Source organism: Enterobacter sp. BNK-14, from assembly GCF_047456095.1.
Taxonomy (GTDB): Bacteria; Pseudomonadota; Gammaproteobacteria; order Enterobacterales; family Enterobacteriaceae; genus Enterobacter; species Enterobacter kobei.
Window position 1 is genome coordinate 3,905,423 of sequence record NZ_CP179897.1, and the last position, 24,559, is coordinate 3,929,981.

The window sequence follows — 24,559 nt, forward strand, 5'->3', positions numbered from 1 at the left end:
TCTATTTTCCCTCTCCCTGTGGGAGAGGGGTAGGGTGAGGGCTACTGGCCTTCACCTTTCCTTCGAAATCCCGCTGCACAATCTCCAGCGCTTTCAGCACCGTTTCGGCGGGAATATCATGATTCTCCAGCAGCATAATTAAATCGACGGCCAGCTTGACCTCATCGGGTGCATTTTCCAGTGACATGGGTGTGGCTCCTGTTAGCGGGTCAAACGTTCAATGACGCGTTCAATCTCATCCAGCGCCTGACGGCAGCGCACAATGCGGCCTTCCAGGGCGCTAATCTCGCGCATCAATAATTGTTGTTCTTCCAGCGTTTCGCTGTTATTCAGCCGCACTTCGCGCTCACGTTTCATCTCAAACAGTCGGCGTTCAAACTCCTGATTCTCCAGCCGCTTGCGCTGCCATTTGCCGAGTCCGGGCGAGCCGCTGTCCCAGGCGCGTAGCGGCCAGGCGGCAATTTCGCGATGCAGGGCGGTGATTTGCTCAGTGAGATGCTCTGCAAGCCACGCCACCTGTTCCTGCTGTTCACTTTCAACCGCATGGCAAAGCTCGTCAAGGCGGGTCTGCGCCTCAGCCAGGTAATCCTGAATGACCGTACTGCGGGTACGAAAAAGCTGCCGATCAAAGCGCGGCTTCAGCGTGGCGTGCCCCAGCAGAGGGGTGGCCTCTGCTCGCAGGGTGGTCAACTGTTTTTGCAGCGTCTCCAGAAGCAAGGCTGTTTTCAAAACGCTCTCCAGTGGTAAAGTAGCCGTTCAGTTTGATAACGATTCGCATTATGCAGCGTACTATTTTAATCATCATTGGCTGGCTCGCGGTAGTGCTGGGTACACTGGGTGTGGTTTTACCCTTACTGCCCACCACGCCGTTTATCCTGCTGGCAGCCTGGTGCTTCGCCCGCTCGTCGCCGCGTTTTCACCACTGGCTGCTTTATCGCTCATGGTTTGGTGGCTACCTGCGCCACTGGCAAAAACACCGTGCCATGCCGCCCGGCGCGAAGCCGCGCGCGATCGCGGTGATCCTCATTACCTTTGCTATTTCATTATGGCTGGTGAAAATGATGTGGGTGCGGATCCTGCTGCTGATCATTCTGACCTGCCTGCTTATCTTCATGTGGCGGATCCCCGTGGTTGATGAAAAGCAACAAAAGCACTGAAGCCTCATAATGGCTGTTGCAATTATTGCGTACAGCCAGTAAATTCGACCGTTTTCGAGCACAGGCGCGCCTGGTTAAAGGTTAAACGATTGTTACCTTTACCCACTCCGTTGCGCGTCGTGAGTAACACTGTTTCATTTAGGCACAAACCGATGACCGCAACTGCACAGCAGCTTGAATATCTGAAAAACAGCATCAAAAGCATCCAGGACTATCCAAAACCTGGCATTCTTTTCCGTGATGTCACCAGCTTGCTGGAAGACCCGAAAGCGTACGCGCTCAGCATTGAACTGCTGGTCGAGCGTTATAAAAACGCCGGGATCACCAAAGTAGTAGGTACCGAAGCCCGTGGCTTCCTGTTTGGCGCACCGGTTGCGCTGGCAATGGGCGTGGGTTTTGTGCCGGTGCGTAAACCGCGCAAACTGCCGCGTGAAACCATCGCAGAGAGCTACGAGCTGGAGTACGGCACCGATCAGCTGGAAATCCACGTTGATGCGATCAAGCCTGGCGACAAAGTGCTGGTGGTGGACGATCTGCTGGCGACCGGCGGCACCATCGAAGCGACCGTGAAGCTGATCCGTCGTCTGGGTGGTGAAGTGACCGACGCGGCGTTTATCATTAACCTGTTCGATCTCGGCGGCGAACAGCGCCTGGAAAAACAGGGCATTACCAGCTACAGCCTGGTGCCATTCCCGGGTCATTAATCCCGGTTTTCACAACCTCGCTCAATGGGTGAGGTTGTGATAGCATTCCCCTCCATAAATTCACCTTCCAGCGTTGCAGAGCCTGCCCATGAGTTATCAGGTGTTAGCCCGTAAATGGCGACCACAAACCTTTGCTGACGTTGTCGGTCAGGAGCATGTGCTGACGGCCCTGGCGAACGGCTTGTCGCTAGGTCGCATCCATCACGCCTATCTTTTCTCCGGCACCCGCGGCGTCGGTAAGACCTCAATTGCCCGTTTGCTGGCGAAAGGTCTCAACTGCGAAACCGGGATCACTGCCACGCCGTGCGGCGTGTGTGATAACTGCCGGGAGATCGAGCAGGGGCGTTTTGTCGATCTGATCGAGATCGACGCCGCCTCGCGCACGAAAGTGGAAGATACCCGCGATCTGCTGGACAACGTGCAGTACGCCCCGGCGCGCGGTCGCTTCAAGGTCTACCTGATCGATGAAGTGCACATGCTGTCGCGCCACAGCTTTAACGCCCTGCTGAAAACGCTGGAAGAGCCGCCTGCGCACGTGAAATTCCTGCTGGCGACGACCGATCCGCAAAAGCTGCCGGTCACCATTCTGTCCCGCTGCCTGCAGTTCCACCTGAAGGCCCTGGACGTAGAACAGATCCGCGCCCAGCTCGAACACATTCTCGACGAAGAGAAGATCGTCCATGAGCCGCGCGCCCTGCAACTGCTGGCGCGTGCAGCGGACGGCAGCCTGCGTGATGCGTTAAGCCTGACCGACCAGGCAATTGCCAGCGGTGACGGTAAGCTCTCTACCGAAGCAGTCAGCACCATGCTCGGTACGCTGGATGACGATCAGGCGCTTTCACTCATCGAAGCGATGATTGCCGCCAACGGTGAGCGCGTCATGACGCTGGTCAATGCTGCTGCTAGCCGGGGGATTGAATGGGAAGCGCTGCTGGTTGAGATGCTCAGCCTGCTGCACCGCGTGGCGATGCTGCAGCTTTCTCCGTCGGCAATTGGCGCAGATATGGCCGCCATTGAACAGCGGATGCGTGAACTTGCCCGCACCGTGCCGCCTGCCGATGTACAGCTTTATTACCAAACCCTGCTTATTGGCCGTAAAGAGCTGCCGTACGCGCCGGATCCCCGGATGGGCGTAGAAATGACGCTGCTGCGCGCGCTGGCGTTCCACCCGCGCATGCCGCTGCCGGAGCCGGAAGCGCCGCGGCAGTCTTTTGCCCCGGTCGCCCCAACGGCGGTGATGTCACCTCAGCAGGTGCCACCGCAGCCGACACCGCCACCGCAGCCGCAAAACGTGCCGCTGTCGGATGCCACCAGTTCGGTGCTTGCCGCTCGCAGTCAGTTGCAGCGTGCGCAGGGAGTAACCAAACCAAAAAAGAGTGAACCGGCAGCGCCAGGAAGAGCGCGGCCGGTGAACAACGCCGCGCTTGAACGACTGGCCTCGGTAACGGAGCGCGTACAGTCGCGCCCGGCACCGTCCGCGCTCGAGCAGAAAGCCCCGGCGAAAGAAGAGGCATACCGCTGGAAGGCGACCACCGTTGTCGAAACGGTAAAGGAAGAGGTCGCTACGCCGAAAGCGCTGAAAAAGGCGCTGGAGCATGAGAAAACGCCGGAGCTTTCCGCGAAGCTCGCAGAAGAATCTATTGCCCGCGATGCCTGGGCCGCTGAGGTCAGCAAACTCCAGCTGCCGAAGCTGGTCGAGCAGGTTGCGCTGAACGCCTGGAAAGAGCAGGACGGTAATCAGGTGCGTTTACACCTGCGTCCTGGTCAGCGACACCTGAATTCGCCATGCGCGCAAAAGGCGCTGGCCGAGGCGCTCGCCACATTACAGGGTGCGCCGGTTGAATTGACTATCATTGAAGATGATAATCCGGCAGTGAAAACGCCGCTTGAGTGGCGCCAGGCCATTTATGAAGAGAAACTCGCGCAGGCGCGCGAGGCGATTATTGCGGATAACAACATTCAGACCCTGCGCCGGTTCTTCGACGCCGATCTGGATGAAGAGAGTATTCGCCCCATTTGATCGTGAGTCTGACTTACGGTTGTAATCCTTAAACGTGAAAGAAGAGAGAAGCCTATGTTTGGTGGAAAAGGCGGTCTGGGTGGCCTGATGAAGCAGGCTCAGCAGATGCAGGAAAAAATGCAGAAGATGCAGGAAGAGATCGCTCAGATGGAAGTCACGGGTGAATCCGGTGCCGGTCTGGTCAAGGTGACCATCAACGGTGCGCATAACTGCCGTCGCGTTGAAATCGACCCAAGCCTGCTCGAAGACGACAAAGAGATGCTGGAAGATCTGGTTGCTGCCGCGTTTAACGATGCTGCGCGCCGTATCGACGAAACCCAGAAAGAGAAAATGGCCTCTGTTTCCAGCGGTATGCAGCTGCCGCCGGGCTTTAAGATGCCATTCTGATGCAAACCAGTCCGCTGCTCACGCAGTTAATGGAAGCTCTGCGCTGCCTGCCGGGCGTTGGCCCGAAGTCGGCGCAGCGCATGGCGTTCACGCTTTTGCAGCGCGATCGCAGCGGCGGGATGCGCCTGGCGCAGGCTCTGACCCGCGCGATGTCAGAAATTGGTCACTGTGCGGATTGCCGCACCTTTACCGAGCAGGATGTGTGTAACATCTGCTCGAATCCGCGTCGTCAGGAGAACGGTCAGATTTGCGTGGTGGAGAGTCCGGCGGACATCTATGCCATCGAACAAACCGGGCAGTTTTCCGGCCGCTATTTCGTGCTGATGGGGCATCTCTCCCCGCTGGATGGTATCGGCCCGGACGATATCGGTCTTGACCGCCTTGAACAGCGTCTTGAGTCCGAAACGATTAAAGAGGTGATCCTCGCCACCAACCCAACGGTGGAAGGGGAAGCAACCGCCAACTACATCGCCGAGCTGTGCTCACAGTACGGCGTTGATGCCAGCCGCATCGCCCACGGCGTGCCGGTGGGCGGTGAGCTGGAGATGGTGGACGGCACCACGCTGTCGCACTCTCTGGCCGGGCGTCACAAGATTATTTTCTGACCAAACGGAGGCTGCGTTCGCGGCCTCCGCTTGAAATTTCTCTCCCTTATCCCCATCTCTCACTCAACGTTTTACAACCCCATTAAATGGCATTGTTGAGGTCGACTTAGATGAAAGGACAAGAAACCCGTGGTTTCCAGTCAGAAGTAAAACAGCTTCTGCACCTGATGATCCATTCCCTGTATTCCAACAAAGAAATCTTCCTGCGTGAGCTGATTTCCAACGCCTCCGATGCGGCGGACAAGCTGCGCTTCCGCGCGCTGTCTAACCCGGATCTGTATGAAGGCGACGGCGAGCTGCGCGTGCGCGTCTCTTTCAATAAAGAGAACCGCACCCTGACCATCGCCGATAACGGCATTGGGATGAACCGCGACGAGGTGATCGACCACCTCGGCACCATCGCCAAATCCGGCACTAAAGCGTTCCTTGAGTCCATGGGCTCTGACCAGGCGAAAGACAGCCAGCTGATCGGTCAGTTCGGCGTGGGCTTCTACTCAGCGTTCATCGTGGCGGACAAAGTCACCGTGCGTACTCGTGCGGCGGGCGACAGCGCGGAGAACGGCGTGCTCTGGGAATCCAAAGGCGAAGGTGAGTACACCGTTGACGACATCACCAAAGCAGACCGCGGGACTGAAATCACCCTGCACCTGCGTGAAGGGGAAGATGATTTCCTGAACGACTGGCGCGTACGCTCCATCATCAGCAAATATTCCGATCACATCGCTCTGCCGGTTGAGATTGAAAAACAGGAAGAGAAAGACGGCGAAACCGTGGTTTCCTGGGAGAAAATCAACAAGGCGCAGGCGCTGTGGACGCGCAACAAGTCTGAAATTAAAGACGACGAATATAACGAGTTCTACAAGCACATCGCCCACGACTTTACCGACCCGCTGACCTGGAGCCACAACCGCGTGGAAGGGAAGCAGGAGTACACCAGCCTGCTGTACATCCCGGCGCAGGCCCCATGGGATATGTGGAACCGCGATCACAAGCACGGCCTGAAGCTGTACGTGCAGCGCGTCTTCATCATGGACGACGCCGAGCAGTTCATGCCGAACTACCTGCGCTTCGTGCGCGGTCTGATCGATTCCAACGATCTGCCGCTCAACGTCTCCCGCGAGATCCTGCAGGACAGCACCGTCACCCGTAACTTGCGCAACGCCCTGACCAAACGTGCGCTACAGATGCTGGAAAAACTGGCGAAAGACGATGCGGAAAAATACCAGACCTTCTGGAAACAGTTTGGCCTGGTGCTGAAGGAAGGCCCGGCAGAAGACACCGCAAACGTTGAAACCATTGCTAAGCTGCTGCGCTTCGCCTCCACGCACACCGACTCCTCCGCGCAGACCGTGTCGCTGGAAGAGTATGTCTCCCGCATGAAAGAAGGGCAGGAGAAGATCTACTACATCACCGCCGACAGCTACGCGGCGGCGAAGAGCAGCCCGCACCTTGAGCTGTTGCGCAAGAAAGGCATCGAAGTGCTGCTGCTGTCTGACCGCATCGACGAGTGGATGATGAACTACCTGACCGAGTTCGACGGTAAAGCGTTCCAGTCGGTTGCAAAAGCCGATGAGTCCATCGACAAGCTGGCGGATGAGGTAGATGAAAGCGCGAAAGAAGCCGAGAAGGCGCTGGAGCCGTTCGTTGAGCGCGTGAAAACCTTGCTGGGTGACCGTGTGAAAGAGGTACGTTTCACTCACCGTCTGACCGATACCCCGGCCATTGTCACGACCGATGCCGACGAAATGAGCACTCAGATGGCGAAGCTGTTCGCTGCGGCGGGCCAGGCGGTGCCGGAAGTGAAATATATCTTTGAGCTTAATCCGGATCATCCGCTGGTGAAACGCGCGGCGGATACCCAGGACGAAGCACGCTTTGCCGAGTGGGTTGAGCTGCTGCTGGATCAGTCCCTGCTGGCCGAGCGCGGCACGCTGGAAGACCCTAACCTGTTCATTAAACGTGTGAATGCGCTGCTTCTGGCGTAACTGACCACGCCTCCCCTGGTCTTCTCCCTCTCCCCGTGGGAGAGGGCCGGGGTGAGGGCCCCAGACTGCACTCACCCAAATTATCTCCCCCCGTTAACCGTTTCAGCCTTCCCGCCTTCCTTGAGCGATGTCCGTTCTGGTGGTATTGTTTAGCGCTTTTGAAAAATTGAAACGACATTTGAGGGGATTTTCGCAATGCGTATTATTCTGCTTGGCGCTCCGGGCGCGGGTAAAGGAACTCAGGCTCAGTTCATCATGGAGAAATACGGTATTCCGCAAATCTCCACCGGTGACATGCTGCGCGCCGCTGTAAAATCTGGCTCCGAGCTGGGTAAACAAGCGAAAGACATCATGGACGCAGGCAAGCTGGTAACCGACGAGCTGGTTATTGCGTTGGTCAAAGAGCGCATTGCTCAGGAAGATTGCCGTAACGGTTTCCTGCTGGACGGCTTCCCACGCACCATTCCTCAGGCTGACGCCATGAAAGAAGCGGGCATCAACGTGGACTACGTTCTCGAGTTCGACGTACCGGACGAGCTGATCGTTGACCGTATCGTTGGCCGTCGCGTACACGCTGCTTCTGGCCGCGTTTACCACATCAAATTCAACCCGCCTAAGGTTGAAGGTAAAGACGACGTGACCGGCGAAGAGCTGACCACCCGTAAAGACGATCAGGAAGAGACCGTGCGTAAACGCCTGGTGGAATACCATCAGATGACCGCGCCGCTGATCGGCTACTACACCAAAGAAGCGCAGGCGGGTAACACCAAATACACCAAAGTCGACGGCACCAAAGCCGTGGCTGACGTACGTGCAGAGCTGGAAAAAATCCTCGGCTAATCGCGCGTCTCTCACCCGGGTCCCCGGGTGAGAAATATTCTCACCTTACCTATTACAGCAATGGGTTTCGTTTAAACGCATTTCCGCTACAATTGACAACCTATCAAATGGTTAAGAGGCGTGAATGAGTCAGGCGAAAACCGGCATCCTGCTTGCCAATCTGGGCACTCCAGAAGCACCTACATCAGACGCGGTAAAACGCTACCTGCGACAATTTTTAAGCGACACGCGCGTTGTGGATTTCCCGAGACTGCTTTGGTGGCCGCTGCTGCGTGGCGTGATTCTGCCGATTCGTTCTCCGCGCGTCGCCAAACTCTATCAGTCCGTCTGGATGGAGGAGGGCTCGCCGCTGATGGTTTACAGCCGTCGTCAGGAAAAAGCGTTGGCCGCCCGCCTGCCGGATATGCCCGTCGCGCTCGGCATGAGCTACGGAAAACCGTCCCTGGAAAGCGCGGTGGAATCACTGCTGGCGCAGGGTGTAGACCATATCGTGGTGCTGGCGCTCTACCCGCAATACTCCTGCTCGACGGTGGCCGCCGTCTGGGACGAGCTGGCGCGCATTCTGGCGACCCGTCGCCGCATTCCTGGCGTGACCTTTATTCGCGATTACGCCGATAACGATCTCTACATCAAGGCGCTTGCCAACAGCGCGCGCGCGTCGTTTGAAAAGCACGGCGAGCCGGATCTGCTGCTGCTCTCCTATCATGGGATCCCACAGCGTTTCGCCAACGAAGGGGATGATTATCCGCAGCGCTGCCGCGATACCACCCGTGAGCTGGTTTCCGCCCTCGGCCTGCCGCCGGAAAAAGTGATGATGACCTTCCAGTCGCGCTTCGGTCGCGAGCCGTGGCTGACACCGTACACCGATGAAACCCTCAAAATGCTTGGCGAGAAGGGGGTTAAGCACATTCAGGTGATGTCGCCAGGGTTCTCGGCGGACTGCCTGGAAACCCTGGAGGAGATCGCGGTGCAAAACCGGGAATTTTTCCTTGAGGCTGGCGGCGAAAAGTACGAGTACATTCCGGCGCTTAACGACTCGCCTGAACATATTGACATGATGGTCTCGCTGGTGACGAACAGCCGCTGATCGCACTCCAGGCCGGGTTTGTGCTACCATTCCCGGCCCATATTCTTCATACAGTTCAGACCATGAAATTTCCCGGTAAACGTAAATCCAAACACTACTTTCCCGTTGATGCGCGCGATCCGCTCCTGCAGCAAATCCAGCCTGAAAATGAAACCAGCGCCGCCTGGGTCGTTGGTATCGACCAGACGCTGGTGGACATTGAAGCGAAAGTGGATGATGAGTTTGTCGCCCGTTATGGTCTGAGCGCCGGTCATTCCCTGGTGATCGAAGACGACGTTGCCGAAGCGCTGTACCAGGAGCTGGTGCGTGAAACTCTCATTACCCATCAGTTTGCCGGGGGGACCATCGGTAACACTATGCACAACTACTCCGTGCTGGCCGATGACCGCTCGGTACTGCTCGGCGTGATGTGCAGTAACATTGAAATCGGTGGTTATGCCTACCGCTATTTGTGCAACACCTCCAGCCGTACCGATCTGAACTATCTTCAGGGCGTTAACGGGCCGATTGGCCGCTGCTTTACGCTGATCGGCGAATCTGGCGAACGGACTTTTGCCATCAGCCCGGGTCATATGAATAAGCTGCGCGCCGAGAGTATTCCGGAAGCAGTGATTGCGGGTGCCTCTGCGCTGGTATTGACCTCCTATCTGGTACGCTGCAAGCCGGGCGAGCCGATGCCGGAAGCGACCATGAAAGCGATCGAGTACGCGAAAAAGTACGATGTGCCGGTGGTTCTCACGCTGGGCACCAAATTCGTGATTGCCGATAACCCCGAGTGGTGGCAGGCGTTCCTGAAAGAGCACGTCTCAATTCTGGCGATGAACGAAGAAGAGGCCGAAGCGCTCACCGGTGAGAGCGATCCGCTGCTGGCCTCTGACAAAGCGCTGGACTGGGTGGATCTGGTGCTCTGCACTGCCGGCCCCGTCGGGCTCTATATGGCGGGCTTTACGGAAGAAGAGAGCAAACGCAAAACCCAGCACCCGTTGCTCCCTGGCGCGATTGCCGAGTTCAACCAGTACGAGTTCAGCCGCGGTATGCGCCATAAAGATTGCCTCAACCCGCTGCGTATCTACTCCCACATTGCGCCTTATATGGGCGGACCGGAGAAGATCATGAACACCAACGGGGCGGGTGACGGCGCGCTGGCAGCACTGCTGCACGACATTACCGCCAATGCCTACCACAAAACCAACGTACCCAACTCCAGCAAACACAAGTTCAACTGGCTGACCTATTCGTCGCTGGCGCAGGTGTGTAAGTACGCGAACCGCGTGAGCTATCAGGTGCTGAACCAGCATTCACCGCGCTTAACGCGTGGCCTGCCGGAACGGGAAGACAGCCTCGAAGAGGCTTATTGGGACAGGTAAAAGCAAAACGGCAACCCGGTTGCCGTTTTTAGTGTTTGTTCCCTCTCCCTGTGGGAGAGGGTCAGGGTGAGGGCATCAGACCGCAAAAATCTTACCCCGTAACAGCCTCTTCAACCGGCGGTTTCGTCAGCAGCGTCAGCATCGTGTTCGCAATCTCACGTTCGCCCATCACTACCTTATCCGCACCGCGCTCGGTGATGTACTCCACCTCATCGTCATAATGCGCCCGGGCGATAATCTCAATATTGGGGCACTTCTCACGCGCGGTGGCTACAATCTCGCCCGCTTCATAGCCATTCGGAATAGTCAGCAGCAGCCAGCGCGCGCAGTCCAGATGCGCCAGCGCCATAATCTCCTCGTTGGCCGCATTGCCCAGTACCGCACGAATACCACGCTCGCGCAGTTCATCAACGCGGGTGCGTGAGGTTTCAATCACCACCAGCGGAATGCCCTGCGCCATCAGCTTCTCACCGAGCAGGCTGCCCACGCGACCAAAGCCGACCAGCAGCGCATGGTTGCAGATATCCACCGGGATCTGCTTCTCCTCTTCGATGGCTCCTTCCAGCGTCTGCTCTTCCAGCGTTTCGGTTTTATCGAGGTATTTTTCCAGCAGAGCAAACAGGACCGGGTTTAGCATAATCGACAGAATCGCCCCCGCCAGCACCAGATTCTGCCCGGCCTGGGGCAGCAGGTTCAGAGCCATACCCAGACCCGCGAGGATAAAGGCGAACTCACCAATCTGCGCCAGGCTGGCGGCAATCGTCAGCGCCGTACGCGGGGAGTGGCCGAACATCCGCACCAGGAAGAAGGCGGCGAGCGACTTACCGAAGATAATGATCGCCAGCGTGCCCAGCACGGCCAGCGGCTGCTGAACCAGAATCATCGGATCAAACAGCATGCCGACGGAGACAAAGAACAGCACGGCGAAGGCATCACGCAGGGGCAGGGTGTCATGCGCGGCGCGGTGGCTCAGCTCAGACTCGTTCAGCACCATTCCGGCGAAGAACGCGCCCAGGGCAAAGGAGACGTCGAACAGTTCAACAGCGCCAAACGCGATCCCCAGCGCCAGCGCCAGCACGGAAAGCGTAAACAGCTCGCGGGAGCCGGTCGCCGCGCTGCGGGACAGGATCCACGGCACCAGACGACGGCCCACCAGCATCATGATGGCGATAAACGCCACCACTTTACCGATGGTGATACTCATATCCAGCGCCAGCGAGGCGAAGCCGATGTTGTCTTTTTCCATCATTCCGGCGACGGCAGGCAACAGCACCAGCGTTAGCACCATCACCAGATCTTCCACAATCAGCCAGCCTATCGCGATTTGCCCGCGCTGGCTGTCTATCAGCTGTCTCTCTTCAAGCGCGCGCAGCAGCACCACGGTACTGGCGGTTGAGAGACACAGCCCAAATACGATACCGGTCATCAACGACCAGCCCAGCACGGCCGAAAGCGCCATCCCCAGCAGCGTCGCCACCCCTATCTGGGCGATCGCGCCAGGTATGGCGATCGACTTTACCGCCATCAGGTCCTTCAGGGAAAAGTGCAGGCCAACACCAAACATCAGCAGAATCACGCCTAATTCCGCCAGCTCAGGCGCCAGCTTGGTATCCGCGACAAAACCTGGCGTAAACGGTCCCGCCAGAACCCCCGCTAATAAATAGCCGACAAGAGGAGAAATACGCAGTTTATTGGCAATCATGCCAAGGATAAAAGCGAGCACAAGTCCACCAACAATGGTGGTGATAAGCGGTGTGGCGTGGTGCATTCCGTCTCCTTTCGCGGTGAGTGTTCCATTTTTGGCGTGAATACCAAAAGACCAGGTAATAGTTTATGACAATTTTTGCCCTTATGTTTATGAATAATTGTTGAAGTTTGAATAAAACGGCAATATGCGCGTAAAAAAGCGCATATTGATAAATTCAGGTCAGGGGTGGAGAGGAAACCCTTATGGCATAAGGGTGGCAGGTAGCCAAAGTTTTACTTTGGCTACCTGTAATTCACGCTTTGTGACGGTTATCAGGCAGGAATATGGTCAACATCCCCAGAAGTGGCAGGAAAGCGCAGATTTTATAAACCAGGAAGATGCTGGTGTGATCCGCGACCATCCCCAACACCGCTGCACCAAGCCCACCCATACCGAAGGCGAAACCGAAAAAGAGTCCGGAAACCATACCGATACGGCCCGGTAACAGCTCCTGCGCATAGACCAGAATGGCGGAAAATGCCGAGGCGAGGATAAAACCAATGATCACGGTTAAAATGCCCGTCCACTCGAGGCTGGCATACGGCAAAATAAGGGTAAACGGCGCGACACCGAGGATAGAGCCCCAAATAACATATTTTCGGCCAATCTTATCACCCACTGGCCCGCCAATAACCGTTCCGGCAGCAACCGCGAACAGGAAGGCGAACAGGTGGATTTGCGCATTTTGTACCGATAATCCGAATTTTTGCATCAGATAAAAGGTGTAATAGCTGCTGATGCTTGCCATGTAGAAGTATTTCGAGAAAATCAGCACCAGCAGTACGGAAACCGCCAGAATGACCTTATTTCGGGGCAGGGGATTGATAACCTTCGCTTTAGGTTTCCCCTTATTTACGCGATGCTGAGCGGCATACCAGCGGCTGATCTGCGCCAGCACGATAATCGCCAGCAGTGCGGCCAGCACAAACCACGCCACGTTCCCTTTGCCATACGGGGCGATAATCACCGCCGCCAGCAAGGGGCCGAGGGAGCTGCCAAAGTTACCGCCGACCTGGAAAAGTGACTGCGCCAGCCCGTGACGGCCGCCGGAGGCCATACGCGCCACGCGTGAGGACTCAGGGTGGAAGACGGACGACCCGGTACCCACCAGCGCGGCAGCAATCAACACCGCCTCAAAGCTGCCAGCCATCGCCAGCAATACCAGACCGCTCAGGGTAAAGCACATGCCAATCGGCAGCGACCACGGCATCGGGTATTTGTCCGTCCAGTAGCCCACCACCGGTTGCAGCAGCGAGGAAGCCAGCTGGAAGGTGAGGGTGATCATCCCGATCTGCACGAAAGTTAACGAAAACTCGGACTGCAGCAGCGGATAAATTGCCAGAATCAACGACTGGATCATGTCGTTGAGCAGGTGCGAAAGACTGATTGCGCCTAATACCTTAAAAGAGGTGCGCGATTTTGGCGGCGACGCCGGGGTTGATTCGCTGATTGCCATAAATACCACGTTGTTTTGTTATTAGAGATGCAGGGTGTAATTATTATCCGACTAACATACCCGCCCGGGACATTTGAAGAAAGTCGCAATTCTGAAAACTTATTTGTCTATTATTGTGAGTCACTGTAATTTTTGCCTTTGTCTATTGGTCAGGGAGAGAGAAGATGAAGTTAATGAAGCGGGGCGTCGCGCTGGCGCTCATCGCCGCATGGGGTCTGGTAAGCCTGCCCGCGCAGGCGTATGAAAAAGATAAAACCTATAAAATCACCATTCTGCATACCAACGATCATCATGGTCATTTCTGGCGCAGTGAATATGGCGAATATGGTCTCTCGGCGCAAAAAACGCTGGTGGACGGCATTCGCAAAGAGGTGGCAGCCCAGGGCGGCAGCGTGCTGTTGCTCTCAGGCGGTGATATTAATACCGGCGTGCCGGAATCTGATTTACAGGATGCCGAGCCGGATTTCCGTGGCATGAATCTGATTGGCTACGACGCGATGGCCGTCGGTAACCATGAGTTTGATAACCCGCTGACGGTGCTGCGTCAGCAGGAAAAATGGGCCAAATTCCCCTTCCTCTCCGCCAACATTTACCAGAAAAGCACCGGCGAACGGCTGTTCAAACCCTGGGCGCTGTTTAAGCGTCAGGATTTGAAGATCGCAGTCATTGGCTTAACCACCGACGATACGGCAAAAATCGGCAATCCCGAGTTCTTTACGGATATTGAATTCCGCAAACCGGCAGACGAAGCGAAGCTGGTGATTCAGGAACTGCAGCAGAACGAAAAGCCGGACGTGATTATCGCCACCACGCACATGGGGCACTACGACAACGGTGAGCACGGCTCCAATGCACCCGGCGACGTGGAGATGGCGCGCAGCCTGCCTGCGGGCTCGCTGGCCATGATTGTGGGTGGTCACTCACAGGATCCGGTGTGCATGGCATCCGAGAATAAAAAACAGGTGGATTACGTGCCGGGCACGCCGTGTGCGCCGGACCGTCAGAACGGTATCTGGATTGTGCAGGCCCACGAATGGGGTAAATACGTGGGCCGGGCTGACTTTGAGTTCCGTAACGGCGAGATGAAACTGGTGCACTACCAGCTCATTCCGGTCAACCTGAAGAAGAAAGTGACCTACCCGGACGGGAAAAGTGAGCGCGTACTTTACACGCCAGAGATCGCTGAGAACCCGCAGATGCTCTCCCTGCTGACACCGTTCCAGAATAAAGGCAAAGCGCAGCTGGACGTGAAAATCGGCACGCTGAATGGTCGTCTGGAGGGGGACCGCAGTAAAGTCCGCTTCGTGCAGACCAACATGGGACACCTGGTGCTGGCGGCGCAAATGGCGCGCACCGGTGCTGATTTTGGCGTGATGAGCGGGGGCGGCATTCGTGACTCTATTGAAGGCGGAAATATCACCTACAAGGATGTCCTGAAGGTGCAGCCGTTTGGTAACGTAGTGGTCTATGCCGACATGACCGGCAAAGAGGCGATTGACTACCTGACCGCCGTCGCGCAGATGAAGCCGGATTCCGGGGCCTATCCGCAGTTTGCCAACGTCAGTTTTGTGGCAAAAGACGGCAAGCTGAATGATCTGAAGATCAAAGGCGAACCGGTCGACCCGGCAAAAACCTACCGTCTGGCGACGTTGAGCTTTAACGCCACCGGCGGCGACGGTTATCCGCATATTGATAATAAACCGGGCTATGTGAATACCGGCTTTATTGATGCGGAAGTGCTGAAGCAGTACATCGAGCAGAATTCACCGATTGACGTGAACGCGTATGAGCCGAAGGGTGAGGTGAGCTGGCAGTAGTGTTGTGCGGCCTGATGCCCTCACCCCAACCCTCTCCCACCGGGAGAGGGCGCAAACACAAAAAACGGTAACGCATGTTACCGTTTTGCTTTTACCTCGTAGCCGCCACCCGGCTTTTTCTTTCACTCCCGGCGCGCAATATCCGCAAACTTCGCGTCCAGCATTTTCGCCAGATCGCCCGCCGCCAGCTCGATATCCAGCCCGCGTTTGCCGCCTGAAATATAGATCGTGTCAAATTCCTGCGAAGGGGCATCAATCAGCGTCGGCAGGCGTTTTTTCTGCCCCAGCGGGCTAATCCCGCCCACCAGGTAGCCGGTGGTCCGTTGCGCAACCATCGGATCTGCCATATCCACCTTTTTCGCCCCCAGCGCCTTCGCCACTTTCTTGAGATCGAGCTGTCCGGCGACGGGCGTGACCGCCACGGCGAGATGTTTCATATCGCCGTTCACCGCAACCAGCAGCGTTTTATAGACCTGGTCAGCGTTCAGCCCCAATTTGCGCACCACTTCGTCGCCAAAGTTGGTTTCATTCGGATCGTGATCGTAAGTGTGGATCCGGAAAGAAATGTTGTTTTTTTCGAGTAATTTAACGGCGGGAGTCATAGCTATCCTTCTTACGACAGACAAATCATGCCAACAGCATACGCCTGACGTTTGTCTAAAAAATAGCACCATCTTGCGCAATAGTATTGGCAGTGATGGTCACTTTGAGCGACAATCGGCTCAACCGAAGGTCTCCTTCGGCATAATAAAAACGATGAAATTCCTCTTTGACGGGCCAATAGAGATATTGGCCATTTTTTTATTTCAGCAGCGACGGCAAATTCCCTTCTCCGTACAAATGTAACGCCCCGACCGCAACCACGTATTCCCCGGCAGGTAATGCATGCAGCGTCTCTCGCCAGGCATTGTTGCGCGCATTCATCAGCACATCATACAGCGATTCGCTGAACGTTGACGGCAGCGCCAGCTTTCCGTCTGCTGGCGGCGCATCCAGCCACCAGCCAATCATGGTTTGCAGCAGACGTGCGTTGGTGTGCCAGTGGGTCAGCGTATCATCCAGCAGCATGCGGCCGTCGTCCGGAAGCTGACGCAGGAGCGCAATTTGGCTGTCCGTTCCTTCCAGTTCAATGATGGGCAGATTGTGCGCTCTTGCCAGATTGAGCAGTTGGTAATCAATACCGTAGTCACCGCGCAGACCCAGTCGCTGCGCCTGCGTGGCCTGTAGCACCATCGCAATTTGCCAGAGTGGCAGGGCGTCAATCATAGAGAGCGACACGCCGGTTTCTTCGGCGACGCGCGTCAGTTCCGCCAGTTGGGCTTCGTCCAGACGTTCCGCCAGGGTCAGATCGCTTTCAAGCCCGGCAAATGGTGACTCCTGGCCCGAAATATCCGCCTCGACGACCAGCGCGTCGGCGCGCTTCAGCCGTTTTATCAGACCGGGGGGCAGAGGTGACATATCCTGAGTACCCATATGGATGCTGCCGACCAGATGCAGGTGCTGACCGCCGGGCAGGGAGATATCCAGGCCGGGCCACGCATAACGGCGGGGAAAGAGGGCGCGAAACGAGGTTTTTATACGATTAAACAGGCTCATACGCGCTCCATAAACGGAAAGGTTCATGCTAGCGCGTACGAGAACAAGGTTCAATCTTTCGGTTTAAAGCGCAACAGGCGGTTGGCATTACTCACCACGGTGATGGAGGAGAGCGCCATTGCCGCACCTGCAACCACCGGGTTAAGCAGCGTGCCGGTCAGCGGCCACAAAATGCCGGCGGCAATTGGAATACCGAGCGAGTTATAGATAAATGCCCCCAGCAGGTTCTGCTTCATGTTGCGCAACGTGGCTTTCGAAATGGCCAGCGCATCGGCAACGCCCATCAGGCTGTGGCGCATCAACGTGATGGCGGCGGTTTCAATGGCAACATCGCTCCCGCCCCCCATGGCGATACCGACGTCTGCCTGGGCCAGCGCCGGGGCATCGTTGATGCCGTCGCCCACCATCGCCACCTGACGTCCCTGGCGTTGCAGGTTCTTAATCGCATCCGCTTTGCCATCCGGCAGAACGCCTGCAATGACTTCATCAATACCGGCTTCTTTCGCAATAGCGTTTGCCGTCGTCGGGTTGTCCCCGGTCAGCATCACCAGGCGATAGCCCGCGCGGTGCAGACGCGCCAGGGCATCCACGCTGTCCTGACGAAGTGGATCGCGCACGGCCAGCAGGGCAGCGGTTTTGCCATCCACCGCCAGCAGAACCGGGGTTGCCCCCTGAGATGCCTGCGCTTTCAGTTCGCTTTCCAGCGCCGCGGTATCAATACCATTATCATTGAGTAATGCCTGGTTACCCAGCAGCAGCGTATGCCCCTCGGCTTCACCGCTGACACCGAGCCCGCGCAGCGTACGGAAGTTACTGACCTGCGGCAGGGCCGCAGCATTCGCTTTCTCGAGAATGGCGCGCGCCAGCGGGTGGCTGGAGCCTTGCTCCAGCGCGGCGGCGAGACGCAGCGCGTCCTCCTGCGCGATGCCTGCGGTGTTCACGGCCACAACCTGCGGTTTCCCCTCGGTCAGCGTGCCGGTTTTATCAAACACCAGCGTATCCAGCGTACTGGCCCGCTGCAGTGCGTCCGCATCCCTGACCAGCACGCCAAACTCGGCGGCACGGCCTACGCCGGAGATAATGGACATCGGCGTGGCCAGGCCAAGCGCGCATGGGCAGGCAATAATCAGCACCGTGGTGGCAATCACCAGGGTGTAGACAATCTGTGGCGCAGGGCCGAAGAAATACCAGATCGCCGCGCTCAGCAGGGCAATACCGACCACCACCGGCACAAAAATGGCCGAGATTCGGTCAGCAAGCTGGCCAATCTCCGGCTTGCTGCTCTGGGCCTGGCGCACCATTCGGATAATACGCGACAGCGTAGTATGGCTACCAACCGCACTGGCGGTGAACAGCACGCTGCCGTCCTGAACGACCGTGCCGGCATGGACGGCATCGCCGTCGGATTTCTGCTGAGGGATGGGTTCCCCGGTCAGCATCGCTTCATCCAGCCAGGCTTCACCCTGGGTTATCGTGCCGTCAACGGGCACGCGATCGCCGGTGGTCAAACGCAGCGTCATGCCGGGCTGCACTTCCGCCAGCGGGACGCTTTTTTCCCCCTCATCCGTGACCACGCGGGCCGTCGGTGGGGTTAAATCGAGTAATCGTTCCAGCGCTTTGGAGGAGCGCTGACGGGCGCGGGCTTCCAGCATATGGCCTAAGTTAATCAGGCCGATAATCATCGCGCTCGCTTCATAATAGAGATGACGCGCTTCCATCGGGAACCACTGCGGCCAGACGTTAACGCTCATTGAATAGAGCCACGCCGCGCCGGTACCGAGTGCGACCAGCGTATCCATCGTCGCGGTGCGGTTTTTCAGGCTCTTCCAGGCGCTGGTATAGAAATGGCCGCCTGCAAACACCATGACCGCAAGGGTAATCAAACCAATCACCAGCCACAGCGTGCGGTTGTCGGCGGTGACCATCATGTTGTCACCCATCATGCCCCACACCATCACCGGGATCCCCACCAGCAGGGCGACAATCGCCTGCCAGCGGAAGCGCTTCATGGTGGCGATAGCCGTTTCCTGCTGGCGCTCGCGGCGTTCGACATCATCTTCGATGGCCTCTGCGCCGTAGCCCGCTTTCTCCACGGCCTGCACTAACTCTGCGGCGGAGGCACTGCCCATCACCAGCGCAGTACGCTCCGCAAGGTTTACCCGTGCCTGTGCGACGCCCGGTACCGCCTGTAAGGCATTCTGTACCCGGGAGACGCAGCTGGCGCAGCTCATACCGTTGATCAGCAGCTGTTGGCTGTCATCAATATCATCCGCTGCCGGAAGCTCAGGAGTGGCCGCTGTCAGTGCTTCCGACGGGGATGATGACTCTGCCAGCGGTTTAGCCTTTGGGTGGCTCAGCTCCGCCCCATAACCCGCTTGTTTAATGGTATCGATCAGCGCATCCGCGCTGGCGCTGCCGGTCACGGCGGCATGGTCGATCGTCACCTCAGCGCTTTCAACATCAGGACGCTGTTCCAGGCTTTCTTTAACGCGTTTGACACAGTGGCCGCAGGAGAGGCCGTCCAGCGTCAGGTCAATAGTGTGAGACATAACAAAACTCCCGTATAATGAACTGGTCAGTTGTTGACCGGAGTAACGCTTTTCGCTAACTGTTATGAAGGTTAAACCTTCCATCAAGGGGAAGGTCAAGGGGGAAATGTGAATATCAGTGACGTGGCAAAAAAAACCGGCTTAACCAGCAAAGCCATTCGCTTTTATGAAGAGAAAGGGCTGGTAACGCCGCCGTTGCGCAGTGAAAACGGCTACCGCAGCTACACGCAACGGCATCTTGATGAACTGACGTTACTGCGCCAGGCAAGGCAGGTGGGGTTTAACCTGGAAGAGTGCGGCGAGCTGGTAAACCTGTTTAACGATCCGAAGCGCCACAGTGCCGACGTGAAAAAACGCACGCTGGAAAAAGTGGCGGAGATCGAACGCCATATCATCGAATTACAGTCGATGCGTGAACAGCTGTTACAGCTGGCGGATTCCTGTCCGGGTGATGACAGCGCCGACTGCCCGATTATCGACAATCTTGCCGGCTGCTGCCACCGCAAAACCCACGCTTAACAGGCTTTTACCCGCAGGGTAATGCCTTCTACCGCAATGACCTCAACCCGTGTTCCGGCGCTGAGGTCGTCGTCGGCCACCACCGGCCACGAGCTGTCACCTACGCGCATATGCCCGCGCCCGTTCACCAGCGGGGTGTCGAGCGTAAAACGCTTGCCGACGATCTGCTGTCCGCGCTGGTTAAGGTGGGCATCCAGCGGTTTCTGTTCGCTTACCTGTCGGTTCAGCCAGCGCCACCACAGCCAGGCGGCCACCAGCGTCAGCACGGCAAACAGCGCCCCCTGCCATGCCCAGTCAAGCGGCAGAAGCCAGACGACCAGGCCGGTAATGACCGCGGCAACACCGCTCCACAGCAGGTAACCGTTGCCGCCCAGCATCTCGGCGGCCAGCAGTAAGCCACCGAGGCTTAGCCAGAACGCATGAGGATGTGCGACGATCAGTTCAATCATTTTTTACGCTCGTTTCCGCTGTCTTTAATCAGTTCGGCAATCCCTGCGATAGAGCCCATCAGGCTGCTGGCATCCAGCGGCATCATCACCACTTTGCTGTTGTTCGCGGAGCCGATCTCTTTCAGTGCATCGGTATATTTTTGCGCGACGAAGTAGTTCACGGCCTGGATATCACCGGCGGCAATCGCCTCGGATACCATCTGGGTCGCGCGGGCTTCCGCCTCTGCAGAACGTTCACGCGCTTCTGCCTGTAAGAATGCGGACTGACGATCGCCTTCCGCTTTCAGGATCTGCGACTGTTTTTCCCCTTCCGCTTTGAGGATTTCGGCCTGACGCACCCCCTCGGCTTCCAGAATATAGGCACGCTTGGTTCGCTCAGCCTTCATCTGGGCGTTCATGGAGGCGATCAGTTCTGCCGGCGGGCGCACGTCGCGGATCTCGATACGGGTGACTTTGATCCCCCACGGGTTCGTGGCCTCATCGACAATGTGCAGCAGGCGGGTATTGATGCTGTCGCGCTGGGAGAGCATCTCGTCCAGCTCCATCGAGCCAAGCACGGTACGGATGTTGGTCATCGTCAGGTTAACGATCGCCAGCTCCAGGTTGCTCACCTCATAGGCCGCTTTCGGCGCATCAATCACCTGAATAAAGCAGACGGCATCAATGGTAACGTTGGCGTTATCCTTGGAGATCACTTCCTGAGAAGGGATATCCAGCACCTGTTCCATCATGTTGATCTTGCGACCGATGCGGTCCATGAACGGGACAATCAGGCTCAAGCCAGGCTGTAGCGTGTTGGTATAGCGGCCGAAGCGTTCGACGGTCCACTGATAACCCTGAGGGACAATTTTGACGCCTGCGCCGACGATAACCAGCGCAACGAAGATAAGGACAGGAACAACGATGAGCATAAAAACCTCCTGTTTTGCATGCTATGGCAGAAATGAAATCACTTTTTGTTGATCCTAAGTATACGAGGAAAGTCGCTTTATTATCACTCATCGCCGTAAACTAGTGCTCATTATTGGGATAAAGGCAGAAGATCACATGAAGGATAACAGCGCGGTATTAACCATTGAGGACGTGGGCTACCGCACAGGCGGTACCACCATTCTGAATAATGTCAGTTTTAGCCTCTTGCCGGGCGAGTTTCGACTGATTACCGGCCCCTCAGGCTGCGGGAAAAGTACGCTGCTTAAAATCATTGCGTCGCTGCTCACGCCAACGTCGGGAAAGATCTTCTTTGAGGGGAAGGATATTTCAACGCTTTCATCCGAGGCTTACCGCCAGCAGGTCTCTTATTCGGTGCAAACCCCTAGCCTGTTCGACAGCACGGTGTACGATAACCTGCTTTTCCCCTGGCAGATCCGACATAAGACGCCCGATCCTGAACGGTTTTCCGCCGACCTGGCACGCTTCAATCTGCCGCCGGACACCCTGACAAAGTCCGTTTCCGAACTGTCGGGCGGCGAAAAGCAGCGCGTCTCGCTGATCCGTAATCTGCAGTTCTTACCGAAGGTGTTACTGCTCGATGAGATCACCAGCGCGCTCGATGATGCCAACAAGCGCAACGTCAATGAAATCATTCATCGTTACGTCCGCGAGCAGAATATTGCCGTGCTGTGGGTGACGCATGACGCTAACGAAATTACCCATGCGGATGACGTACTGACGCTCCAGCCGCATGGCGGAAAAATGCAGGAGGCAAACCGTGGGTGAGCACAATATTACGAACGAATCCCTGGCGTTTTCGATGGTGCTGGTGCTGATCGCGATTGTCGTCAGCTACCGTGAAAAGCTGGGGCTGGAAAAGGACATTGTGTGGAGTATCTGCCGCGCGGTGATTCAGCTCATTATTGTCGGCTATGTGCTGAAGTATATTTTCAACGTCAACCACGCGGTGCTGACGCTGCTGATGGTGTTGTTTATCTGCTTCAATGCGGCGTGGAACGCGCAAAAGCGCAGTAAATACATCGATAAGGCGTTTGTCTCGTCGTTTATCGCCATTACCACCGGAACCGCATTAACGCTGGCGGTACTGGTGCTTTCTGGCTCAATTGAATTTACGCCGATGCAGGTTATCCCTATCTCAGGGATGATTGCCGGTAACGCCATGGTGGCCGTCGGGCTGTGCTATAACAATCTCGGCCAGCGCTTCAGCAGTGAACAGCAGCAGCTACAGGAGAAATTAAGCCTGGGAGCGACGCCTAAAGTGGCCTCCGCGCGGCTGATTCGTGAGAGCATTCGCTCATCGCTGATCCCCACGGTAGATTCAGCCAAAACGGTCGGGCTGGTGAGCCTGCCGGGCATGATGTCGGGGCTGATTTTTGCCGGTATCGATCCGGTAAAAGCGATTAAGTATCAGATTATGGTGACGTTTATGCTGCTCTCAACGGCAAGCCTGTCCACCATCATTGCCTGTTACCTGACCTATCGGAAGTTTTACAACGCGCGCCATCAGCTGGTGGTGACGCAGTTGAAAAACGTGCGGTGATTATGCCGGGCGGCACTGCCTTTGCCCGGCCTACGATCCGCACTTTTCCAGGCCCGGTAAGCGAAGCGCCACCGGGCATTTTTTTGTTAGTAGAGCAACGCGTACAGCTGACGACGATACTTCGACGCCAACGCATCGCCGGTGCCCAGCGCGGCCAGGATCTCCTGGAACATTTTGCGCGCCTGACCGTCTGCGGCAGCGAGGTCTTTTTGCAGATGGCTAAACAGCAACTCAAGCGCTTCTTCGTTACGCCCCACCTGATGCAGCTGCAGCGCCAGCTGGCTTGCCAGAGCCGCATCGGCCGGGTTGTCAGCGACCTGCTGCTGCAGTTGCTGAATTTCCGGCGTATCTGCCGCCTGTTTCAGCAGTTCAATCTGCGCGACCAGCCCCTGATAACGGGTGTCCTGATCCTGCAGGGGAACCGTTTTGAGCACGGCTTCGGCGTCTTCTGAACGGTGCAGGGCAATCTGCGTTTCCGCCAGCAGCAGGCCAATCTGACTGTTCTGATTCGAGAGCTGCCACGCGTCTTTAAGCAGCGGCAGCGCCTCGTCGTATTTGCCTTCCTGCATCAGCGCCATGGCTTCCTGCGCTTTCAGCTCTTCTTCGCGCGGGAGGACTTTATCCAGCAGGGCGCGAATGGCCTCTTCCGGCTGTGGCCCCTGGAAGCCATCGACAGGCTGACCGTTCTGGAACAGGTAGACGGTAGGAATGGCGCGCAGACCAAACTGAGACGCCACCATCGGTTCTGCGTCACAGTCCAGTTTGGCAAGAATGAACTGACCGTTGTACTGCGCGGCAAGGCTTTCCAGCACCGGCGTCAGCTGTAAACAGTGCTGGCTGCGTTCAGACCAGAAGTAGAACAGCACGGGTTTTGCCATCGACTGTTCGAGGATCTGTTGCAGGTTTGCTTCAGTAATATTGACGATATTCTGTACGGACATGCGGCCTTCTCTTTTATCGGTTTGTTATTTACATGGGGGTGAGCGCTGTCGCTTCAACTCAACCGTGTAAAATTTTGTCCATCATCCGGCCCGGTAGCAGACGTTTTAACCAGCCAACGGCATGGGTGACCAGCGTTACCGGGTAGCGCATTTTGGGATGTTCACTCTCAAAAGCATGGCGCACTTTAGCAACCACCGCTTCGGGCCCGAGCGTAAATCGTGCGGCAATGCCGGGGTTTTCGACCGGTTTATCCGCCTGCGTCTGGTTAACGTTTTCGGTAAAGCGGGTGCGGATCGGGCCGGGTTCAATCAGGCTGACCTTAATGCCGCTGTGACGTAACTCCATGCGCAGGGCGTCGGACCAGGCCTCCAGCGCATATTTGCTGGCGGCGTAGGCGCCGCGGCCGGGCGTTGATATCAGACCCATAACTGACGATGTCATCACGATGCGCCCCTCGCCGTGCGGCAGCATGGCGGGGAGCAGACGCATGGTGAGCTGGTGGACACCAAAGAAGTTGGTTGAAAACTGCTTTTCCAGCGTTTCGCGCGAGAGCGTATCCAGCGGGCCATACACGCCGTAACCGGCATTATTAAAAAGCCCGTACAGACGATTGTCGGTCAGGGCTATCACCTCATCGGCGGCGCGTTCGACGCTTTCCGGGGAGTCCATATCCAGCAGCACGCCGGTAAAGCCCAGCCCGTTCATGCGTTCGACATCGTCGGGTTTGCGGCAGGCCGCCAGCACCCGAAATCCCTGACGCTTTAATTCGAGCGCGCTTTCAAGACCGATTCCGCTGGAACATCCTGTAATTAAGACCGATTTTTGCATAACTTTACCT

The 24,559-nt window shown here is 56.8% G+C and carries 24 protein-coding genes and 1 other annotated feature; of the genes, 13 read left to right on the forward strand and 11 right to left on the reverse strand.

Annotated elements, in window-relative coordinates; translation table 11 throughout:
* Position 1: 1 nt before the first annotated feature.
* Both rsmS and priC read right to left on the reverse strand, forming a co-directional pair.
* Complete coding sequence (rsmS, locus tag ACMGGM_RS18485) at positions 2–187, reverse strand: pleiotropic regulatory protein RsmS (protein WP_023338125.1); 186 nt, start codon at positions 185–187, stop codon at positions 2–4.
* A 14-nt stretch (positions 188–201) separates the two neighbouring features.
* Positions 202–729: a primosomal replication protein N'' gene (priC, locus tag ACMGGM_RS18490; RefSeq protein WP_058690568.1), complete on the reverse strand. Its 528-nt coding sequence runs from the start codon at positions 727–729 to the stop codon at positions 202–204.
* Between the two features lie 50 nt (positions 730–779).
* Between priC and ACMGGM_RS18495 the strand changes: the two genes are divergently transcribed.
* The 9 genes from ACMGGM_RS18495 (at position 780) to ACMGGM_RS18535 (ending at position 10,152) form a co-directional block, all read left to right on the forward strand.
* Positions 780–1,157 (forward strand): DUF454 family protein, encoded by a 378-nt coding sequence (locus ACMGGM_RS18495; RefSeq protein WP_023332251.1) that lies wholly within the window; start codon positions 780–782, stop codon positions 1,155–1,157.
* Between the two features lie 152 nt (positions 1,158–1,309).
* Complete coding sequence (gene apt / locus ACMGGM_RS18500; RefSeq protein WP_000127359.1) at positions 1,310–1,861, forward strand: adenine phosphoribosyltransferase; 552 nt, start codon at positions 1,310–1,312, stop codon at positions 1,859–1,861.
* A gap of 88 nt (positions 1,862–1,949) precedes the next feature.
* Positions 1,950–3,881 (forward strand): DNA polymerase III subunit gamma/tau, encoded by a 1,932-nt coding sequence (gene dnaX, locus ACMGGM_RS18505; protein WP_063943357.1) that lies wholly within the window; start codon positions 1,950–1,952, stop codon positions 3,879–3,881.
* Positions 3,211–3,275 (forward strand) — a sequence feature (DnaX frameshifting element). It overlaps the preceding gene by 65 nt.
* Positions 3,882–3,935: 54 nt before the next feature.
* Positions 3,936–4,268 (forward strand): YbaB/EbfC family nucleoid-associated protein, encoded by a 333-nt coding sequence (locus tag ACMGGM_RS18510; RefSeq protein WP_014882811.1) that lies wholly within the window; start codon positions 3,936–3,938, stop codon positions 4,266–4,268.
* Entirely contained in the window at positions 4,268–4,873 is a 606-nt protein-coding gene (gene recR, locus ACMGGM_RS18515; protein ID WP_014882812.1) for a recombination mediator RecR, read from the forward strand. Before ACMGGM_RS18510 ends, recR begins: the two co-directional genes overlap by 1 nt.
* 110 nt (positions 4,874–4,983) lie before the next feature.
* A complete protein-coding gene (gene htpG, locus ACMGGM_RS18520; protein ID WP_023332254.1) occupies positions 4,984–6,858 on the forward strand; it encodes a molecular chaperone HtpG in 1,875 nt (624 codons plus the stop codon).
* Positions 6,859–7,053: 195 nt separating this feature from the next.
* A complete protein-coding gene (gene adk / locus ACMGGM_RS18525) occupies positions 7,054–7,698 on the forward strand; it encodes an adenylate kinase (protein ID WP_414149062.1) in 645 nt (214 codons plus the stop codon).
* Between the two features lie 124 nt (positions 7,699–7,822).
* A complete protein-coding gene (gene hemH / locus ACMGGM_RS18530) occupies positions 7,823–8,785 on the forward strand; it encodes a ferrochelatase (protein WP_014882814.1) in 963 nt (320 codons plus the stop codon).
* 62 nt (positions 8,786–8,847) lie between these two features.
* Positions 8,848–10,152: an inosine/guanosine kinase gene (locus tag ACMGGM_RS18535; protein ID WP_059372416.1), complete on the forward strand. Its 1,305-nt coding sequence runs from the start codon at positions 8,848–8,850 to the stop codon at positions 10,150–10,152.
* A gap of 91 nt (positions 10,153–10,243) precedes the next feature.
* Here ACMGGM_RS18535 and ybaL read toward each other — a convergent pair whose 3' ends face one another.
* Together ybaL and ACMGGM_RS18545 are read right to left on the reverse strand one after the other, a co-directional pair.
* On the reverse strand, positions 10,244–11,920 hold the full coding sequence (ybaL, locus tag ACMGGM_RS18540; RefSeq protein ID WP_414149063.1) for a YbaL family putative K(+) efflux transporter: 1,677 nt from the start codon (positions 11,918–11,920) through the stop codon (positions 10,244–10,246).
* 232 nt (positions 11,921–12,152) lie between these two features.
* Positions 12,153–13,355 carry an MFS transporter gene (locus ACMGGM_RS18545; RefSeq protein ID WP_023332256.1) on the reverse strand — a complete coding sequence of 401 codons (1,203 nt, stop codon included), beginning with the start codon at positions 13,353–13,355 and terminating at the stop codon, positions 12,153–12,155.
* Positions 13,356–13,519: 164 nt separating this feature from the next.
* Between ACMGGM_RS18545 and ushA the strand changes: the two genes are divergently transcribed.
* Positions 13,520–15,172 (forward strand): bifunctional UDP-sugar hydrolase/5'-nucleotidase UshA, encoded by a 1,653-nt coding sequence (ushA, locus tag ACMGGM_RS18550; protein ID WP_014882818.1) that lies wholly within the window; start codon positions 13,520–13,522, stop codon positions 15,170–15,172.
* Between the two features lie 122 nt (positions 15,173–15,294).
* Here the strand turns inward: ushA and ybaK are convergent, their stop codons facing one another.
* The 3 genes from ybaK to copA all read right to left on the reverse strand — a co-directional run bounded on the left by ybaK (position 15,295) and on the right by copA (position 19,317).
* Positions 15,295–15,774 carry a Cys-tRNA(Pro)/Cys-tRNA(Cys) deacylase YbaK gene (gene ybaK, locus ACMGGM_RS18555; protein ID WP_023332257.1) on the reverse strand — a complete coding sequence of 160 codons (480 nt, stop codon included), beginning with the start codon at positions 15,772–15,774 and terminating at the stop codon, positions 15,295–15,297.
* A gap of 199 nt (positions 15,775–15,973) precedes the next feature.
* On the reverse strand, positions 15,974–16,768 hold the full coding sequence (locus tag ACMGGM_RS18560; RefSeq protein WP_063943361.1) for a TraB/GumN family protein: 795 nt from the start codon (positions 16,766–16,768) through the stop codon (positions 15,974–15,976).
* Between the two features lie 50 nt (positions 16,769–16,818).
* Positions 16,819–19,317 (reverse strand): copper-exporting P-type ATPase CopA, encoded by a 2,499-nt coding sequence (gene copA / locus ACMGGM_RS18565; protein ID WP_063943363.1) that lies wholly within the window; start codon positions 19,315–19,317, stop codon positions 16,819–16,821.
* A gap of 108 nt (positions 19,318–19,425) precedes the next feature.
* On the opposite strand from copA, the gene cueR reads away from it, so the two are divergent.
* Positions 19,426–19,836, forward strand: a complete 411-nt coding sequence (gene cueR / locus ACMGGM_RS18570) for a Cu(I)-responsive transcriptional regulator (protein ID WP_014882822.1) — start codon at positions 19,426–19,428, stop codon at positions 19,834–19,836.
* Here cueR and ACMGGM_RS18575 read toward each other — a convergent pair.
* Positions 19,833–20,285 carry an NfeD family protein gene (locus ACMGGM_RS18575; protein ID WP_023332259.1) on the reverse strand — a complete coding sequence of 151 codons (453 nt, stop codon included), beginning with the start codon at positions 20,283–20,285 and terminating at the stop codon, positions 19,833–19,835. The two genes, cueR and ACMGGM_RS18575, sit on opposite strands and share 4 nt — an antisense overlap.
* Positions 20,282–21,196, reverse strand: coding sequence for an SPFH domain-containing protein (locus ACMGGM_RS18580; RefSeq protein ID WP_008499312.1), 915 nt, complete (start codon positions 21,194–21,196; stop codon positions 20,282–20,284). The genes ACMGGM_RS18575 and ACMGGM_RS18580 overlap by 4 nt, the downstream gene beginning before the upstream one ends.
* Before the next feature lie 136 nt (positions 21,197–21,332).
* Here ACMGGM_RS18580 and fetA point away from each other — a divergent pair, with 136 nt between their 5' ends.
* Entirely contained in the window at positions 21,333–22,004 is a 672-nt protein-coding gene (gene fetA / locus ACMGGM_RS18585) for an iron efflux ABC transporter ATP-binding subunit FetA (protein ID WP_063943365.1), read from the forward strand.
* Positions 21,997–22,779, forward strand: a complete 783-nt coding sequence (fetB, locus tag ACMGGM_RS18590) for an iron efflux ABC transporter permease subunit FetB (RefSeq protein WP_023336832.1) — start codon at positions 21,997–21,999, stop codon at positions 22,777–22,779. Before fetA ends, fetB begins: the two co-directional genes overlap by 8 nt.
* Positions 22,780–22,865: 86 nt before the next feature.
* On the opposite strand, the gene ACMGGM_RS18595 is transcribed toward fetB, so the two are convergent.
* A complete protein-coding gene (locus ACMGGM_RS18595; protein WP_014882826.1) occupies positions 22,866–23,720 on the reverse strand; it encodes a co-chaperone YbbN in 855 nt (284 codons plus the stop codon).
* Positions 23,721–23,778: 58 nt separating this feature from the next.
* Positions 23,779–24,549, reverse strand: a complete 771-nt coding sequence (locus ACMGGM_RS18600; RefSeq protein WP_014882827.1) for an SDR family oxidoreductase — start codon at positions 24,547–24,549, stop codon at positions 23,779–23,781.
* Between the last annotated feature and the right edge of the window lie 10 nt (positions 24,550–24,559).

What these genes read in the sequence shown, in the direction of transcription:
- ACMGGM_RS18580 (WP_008499312.1), bottom strand. Translation starts at nt 21,196, where the DNA reads ATGCTCATCGTTGTTCCTGTCCTTATCTTCGTTGCGCTGGTTATCGTC.
- ushA (WP_014882818.1), top strand. Translation starts at nt 13,520, where the DNA reads ATGAAGTTAATGAAGCGGGGCGTCGCGCTGGCGCTCATCGCCGCATGG.
- ACMGGM_RS18600 (WP_014882827.1), bottom strand. Translation starts at nt 24,549, where the DNA reads ATGCAAAAATCGGTCTTAATTACAGGATGTTCCAGCGGAATCGGTCTT.
- ACMGGM_RS18595 (WP_014882826.1), bottom strand. Translation starts at nt 23,720, where the DNA reads ATGTCCGTACAGAATATCGTCAATATTACTGAAGCAAACCTGCAACAG.
- ACMGGM_RS18575 (WP_023332259.1), bottom strand. Translation starts at nt 20,285, where the DNA reads ATGATTGAACTGATCGTCGCACATCCTCATGCGTTCTGGCTAAGCCTC.
- ACMGGM_RS18510 (WP_014882811.1), top strand. Translation starts at nt 3,936, where the DNA reads ATGTTTGGTGGAAAAGGCGGTCTGGGTGGCCTGATGAAGCAGGCTCAG.
- adk (WP_414149062.1), top strand. Translation starts at nt 7,054, where the DNA reads ATGCGTATTATTCTGCTTGGCGCTCCGGGCGCGGGTAAAGGAACTCAG.
- dnaX (WP_063943357.1), top strand. Translation starts at nt 1,950, where the DNA reads ATGAGTTATCAGGTGTTAGCCCGTAAATGGCGACCACAAACCTTTGCT.
- hemH (WP_014882814.1), top strand. Translation starts at nt 7,823, where the DNA reads ATGAGTCAGGCGAAAACCGGCATCCTGCTTGCCAATCTGGGCACTCCA.
- ACMGGM_RS18535 (WP_059372416.1), top strand. Translation starts at nt 8,848, where the DNA reads ATGAAATTTCCCGGTAAACGTAAATCCAAACACTACTTTCCCGTTGAT.
- ybaL (WP_414149063.1), bottom strand. Translation starts at nt 11,920, where the DNA reads ATGCACCACGCCACACCGCTTATCACCACCATTGTTGGTGGACTTGTG.
- apt (WP_000127359.1), top strand. Translation starts at nt 1,310, where the DNA reads ATGACCGCAACTGCACAGCAGCTTGAATATCTGAAAAACAGCATCAAA.
- rsmS (WP_023338125.1), bottom strand. Translation starts at nt 187, where the DNA reads ATGTCACTGGAAAATGCACCCGATGAGGTCAAGCTGGCCGTCGATTTA.
- ybaK (WP_023332257.1), bottom strand. Translation starts at nt 15,774, where the DNA reads ATGACTCCCGCCGTTAAATTACTCGAAAAAAACAACATTTCTTTCCGG.
- recR (WP_014882812.1), top strand. Translation starts at nt 4,268, where the DNA reads ATGCAAACCAGTCCGCTGCTCACGCAGTTAATGGAAGCTCTGCGCTGC.
- ACMGGM_RS18495 (WP_023332251.1), top strand. Translation starts at nt 780, where the DNA reads ATGCAGCGTACTATTTTAATCATCATTGGCTGGCTCGCGGTAGTGCTG.
- fetA (WP_063943365.1), top strand. Translation starts at nt 21,333, where the DNA reads ATGAAGGATAACAGCGCGGTATTAACCATTGAGGACGTGGGCTACCGC.
- ACMGGM_RS18560 (WP_063943361.1), bottom strand. Translation starts at nt 16,768, where the DNA reads ATGAGCCTGTTTAATCGTATAAAAACCTCGTTTCGCGCCCTCTTTCCC.
- htpG (WP_023332254.1), top strand. Translation starts at nt 4,984, where the DNA reads ATGAAAGGACAAGAAACCCGTGGTTTCCAGTCAGAAGTAAAACAGCTT.
- copA (WP_063943363.1), bottom strand. Translation starts at nt 19,317, where the DNA reads ATGTCTCACACTATTGACCTGACGCTGGACGGCCTCTCCTGCGGCCAC.
- ACMGGM_RS18545 (WP_023332256.1), bottom strand. Translation starts at nt 13,355, where the DNA reads ATGGCAATCAGCGAATCAACCCCGGCGTCGCCGCCAAAATCGCGCACC.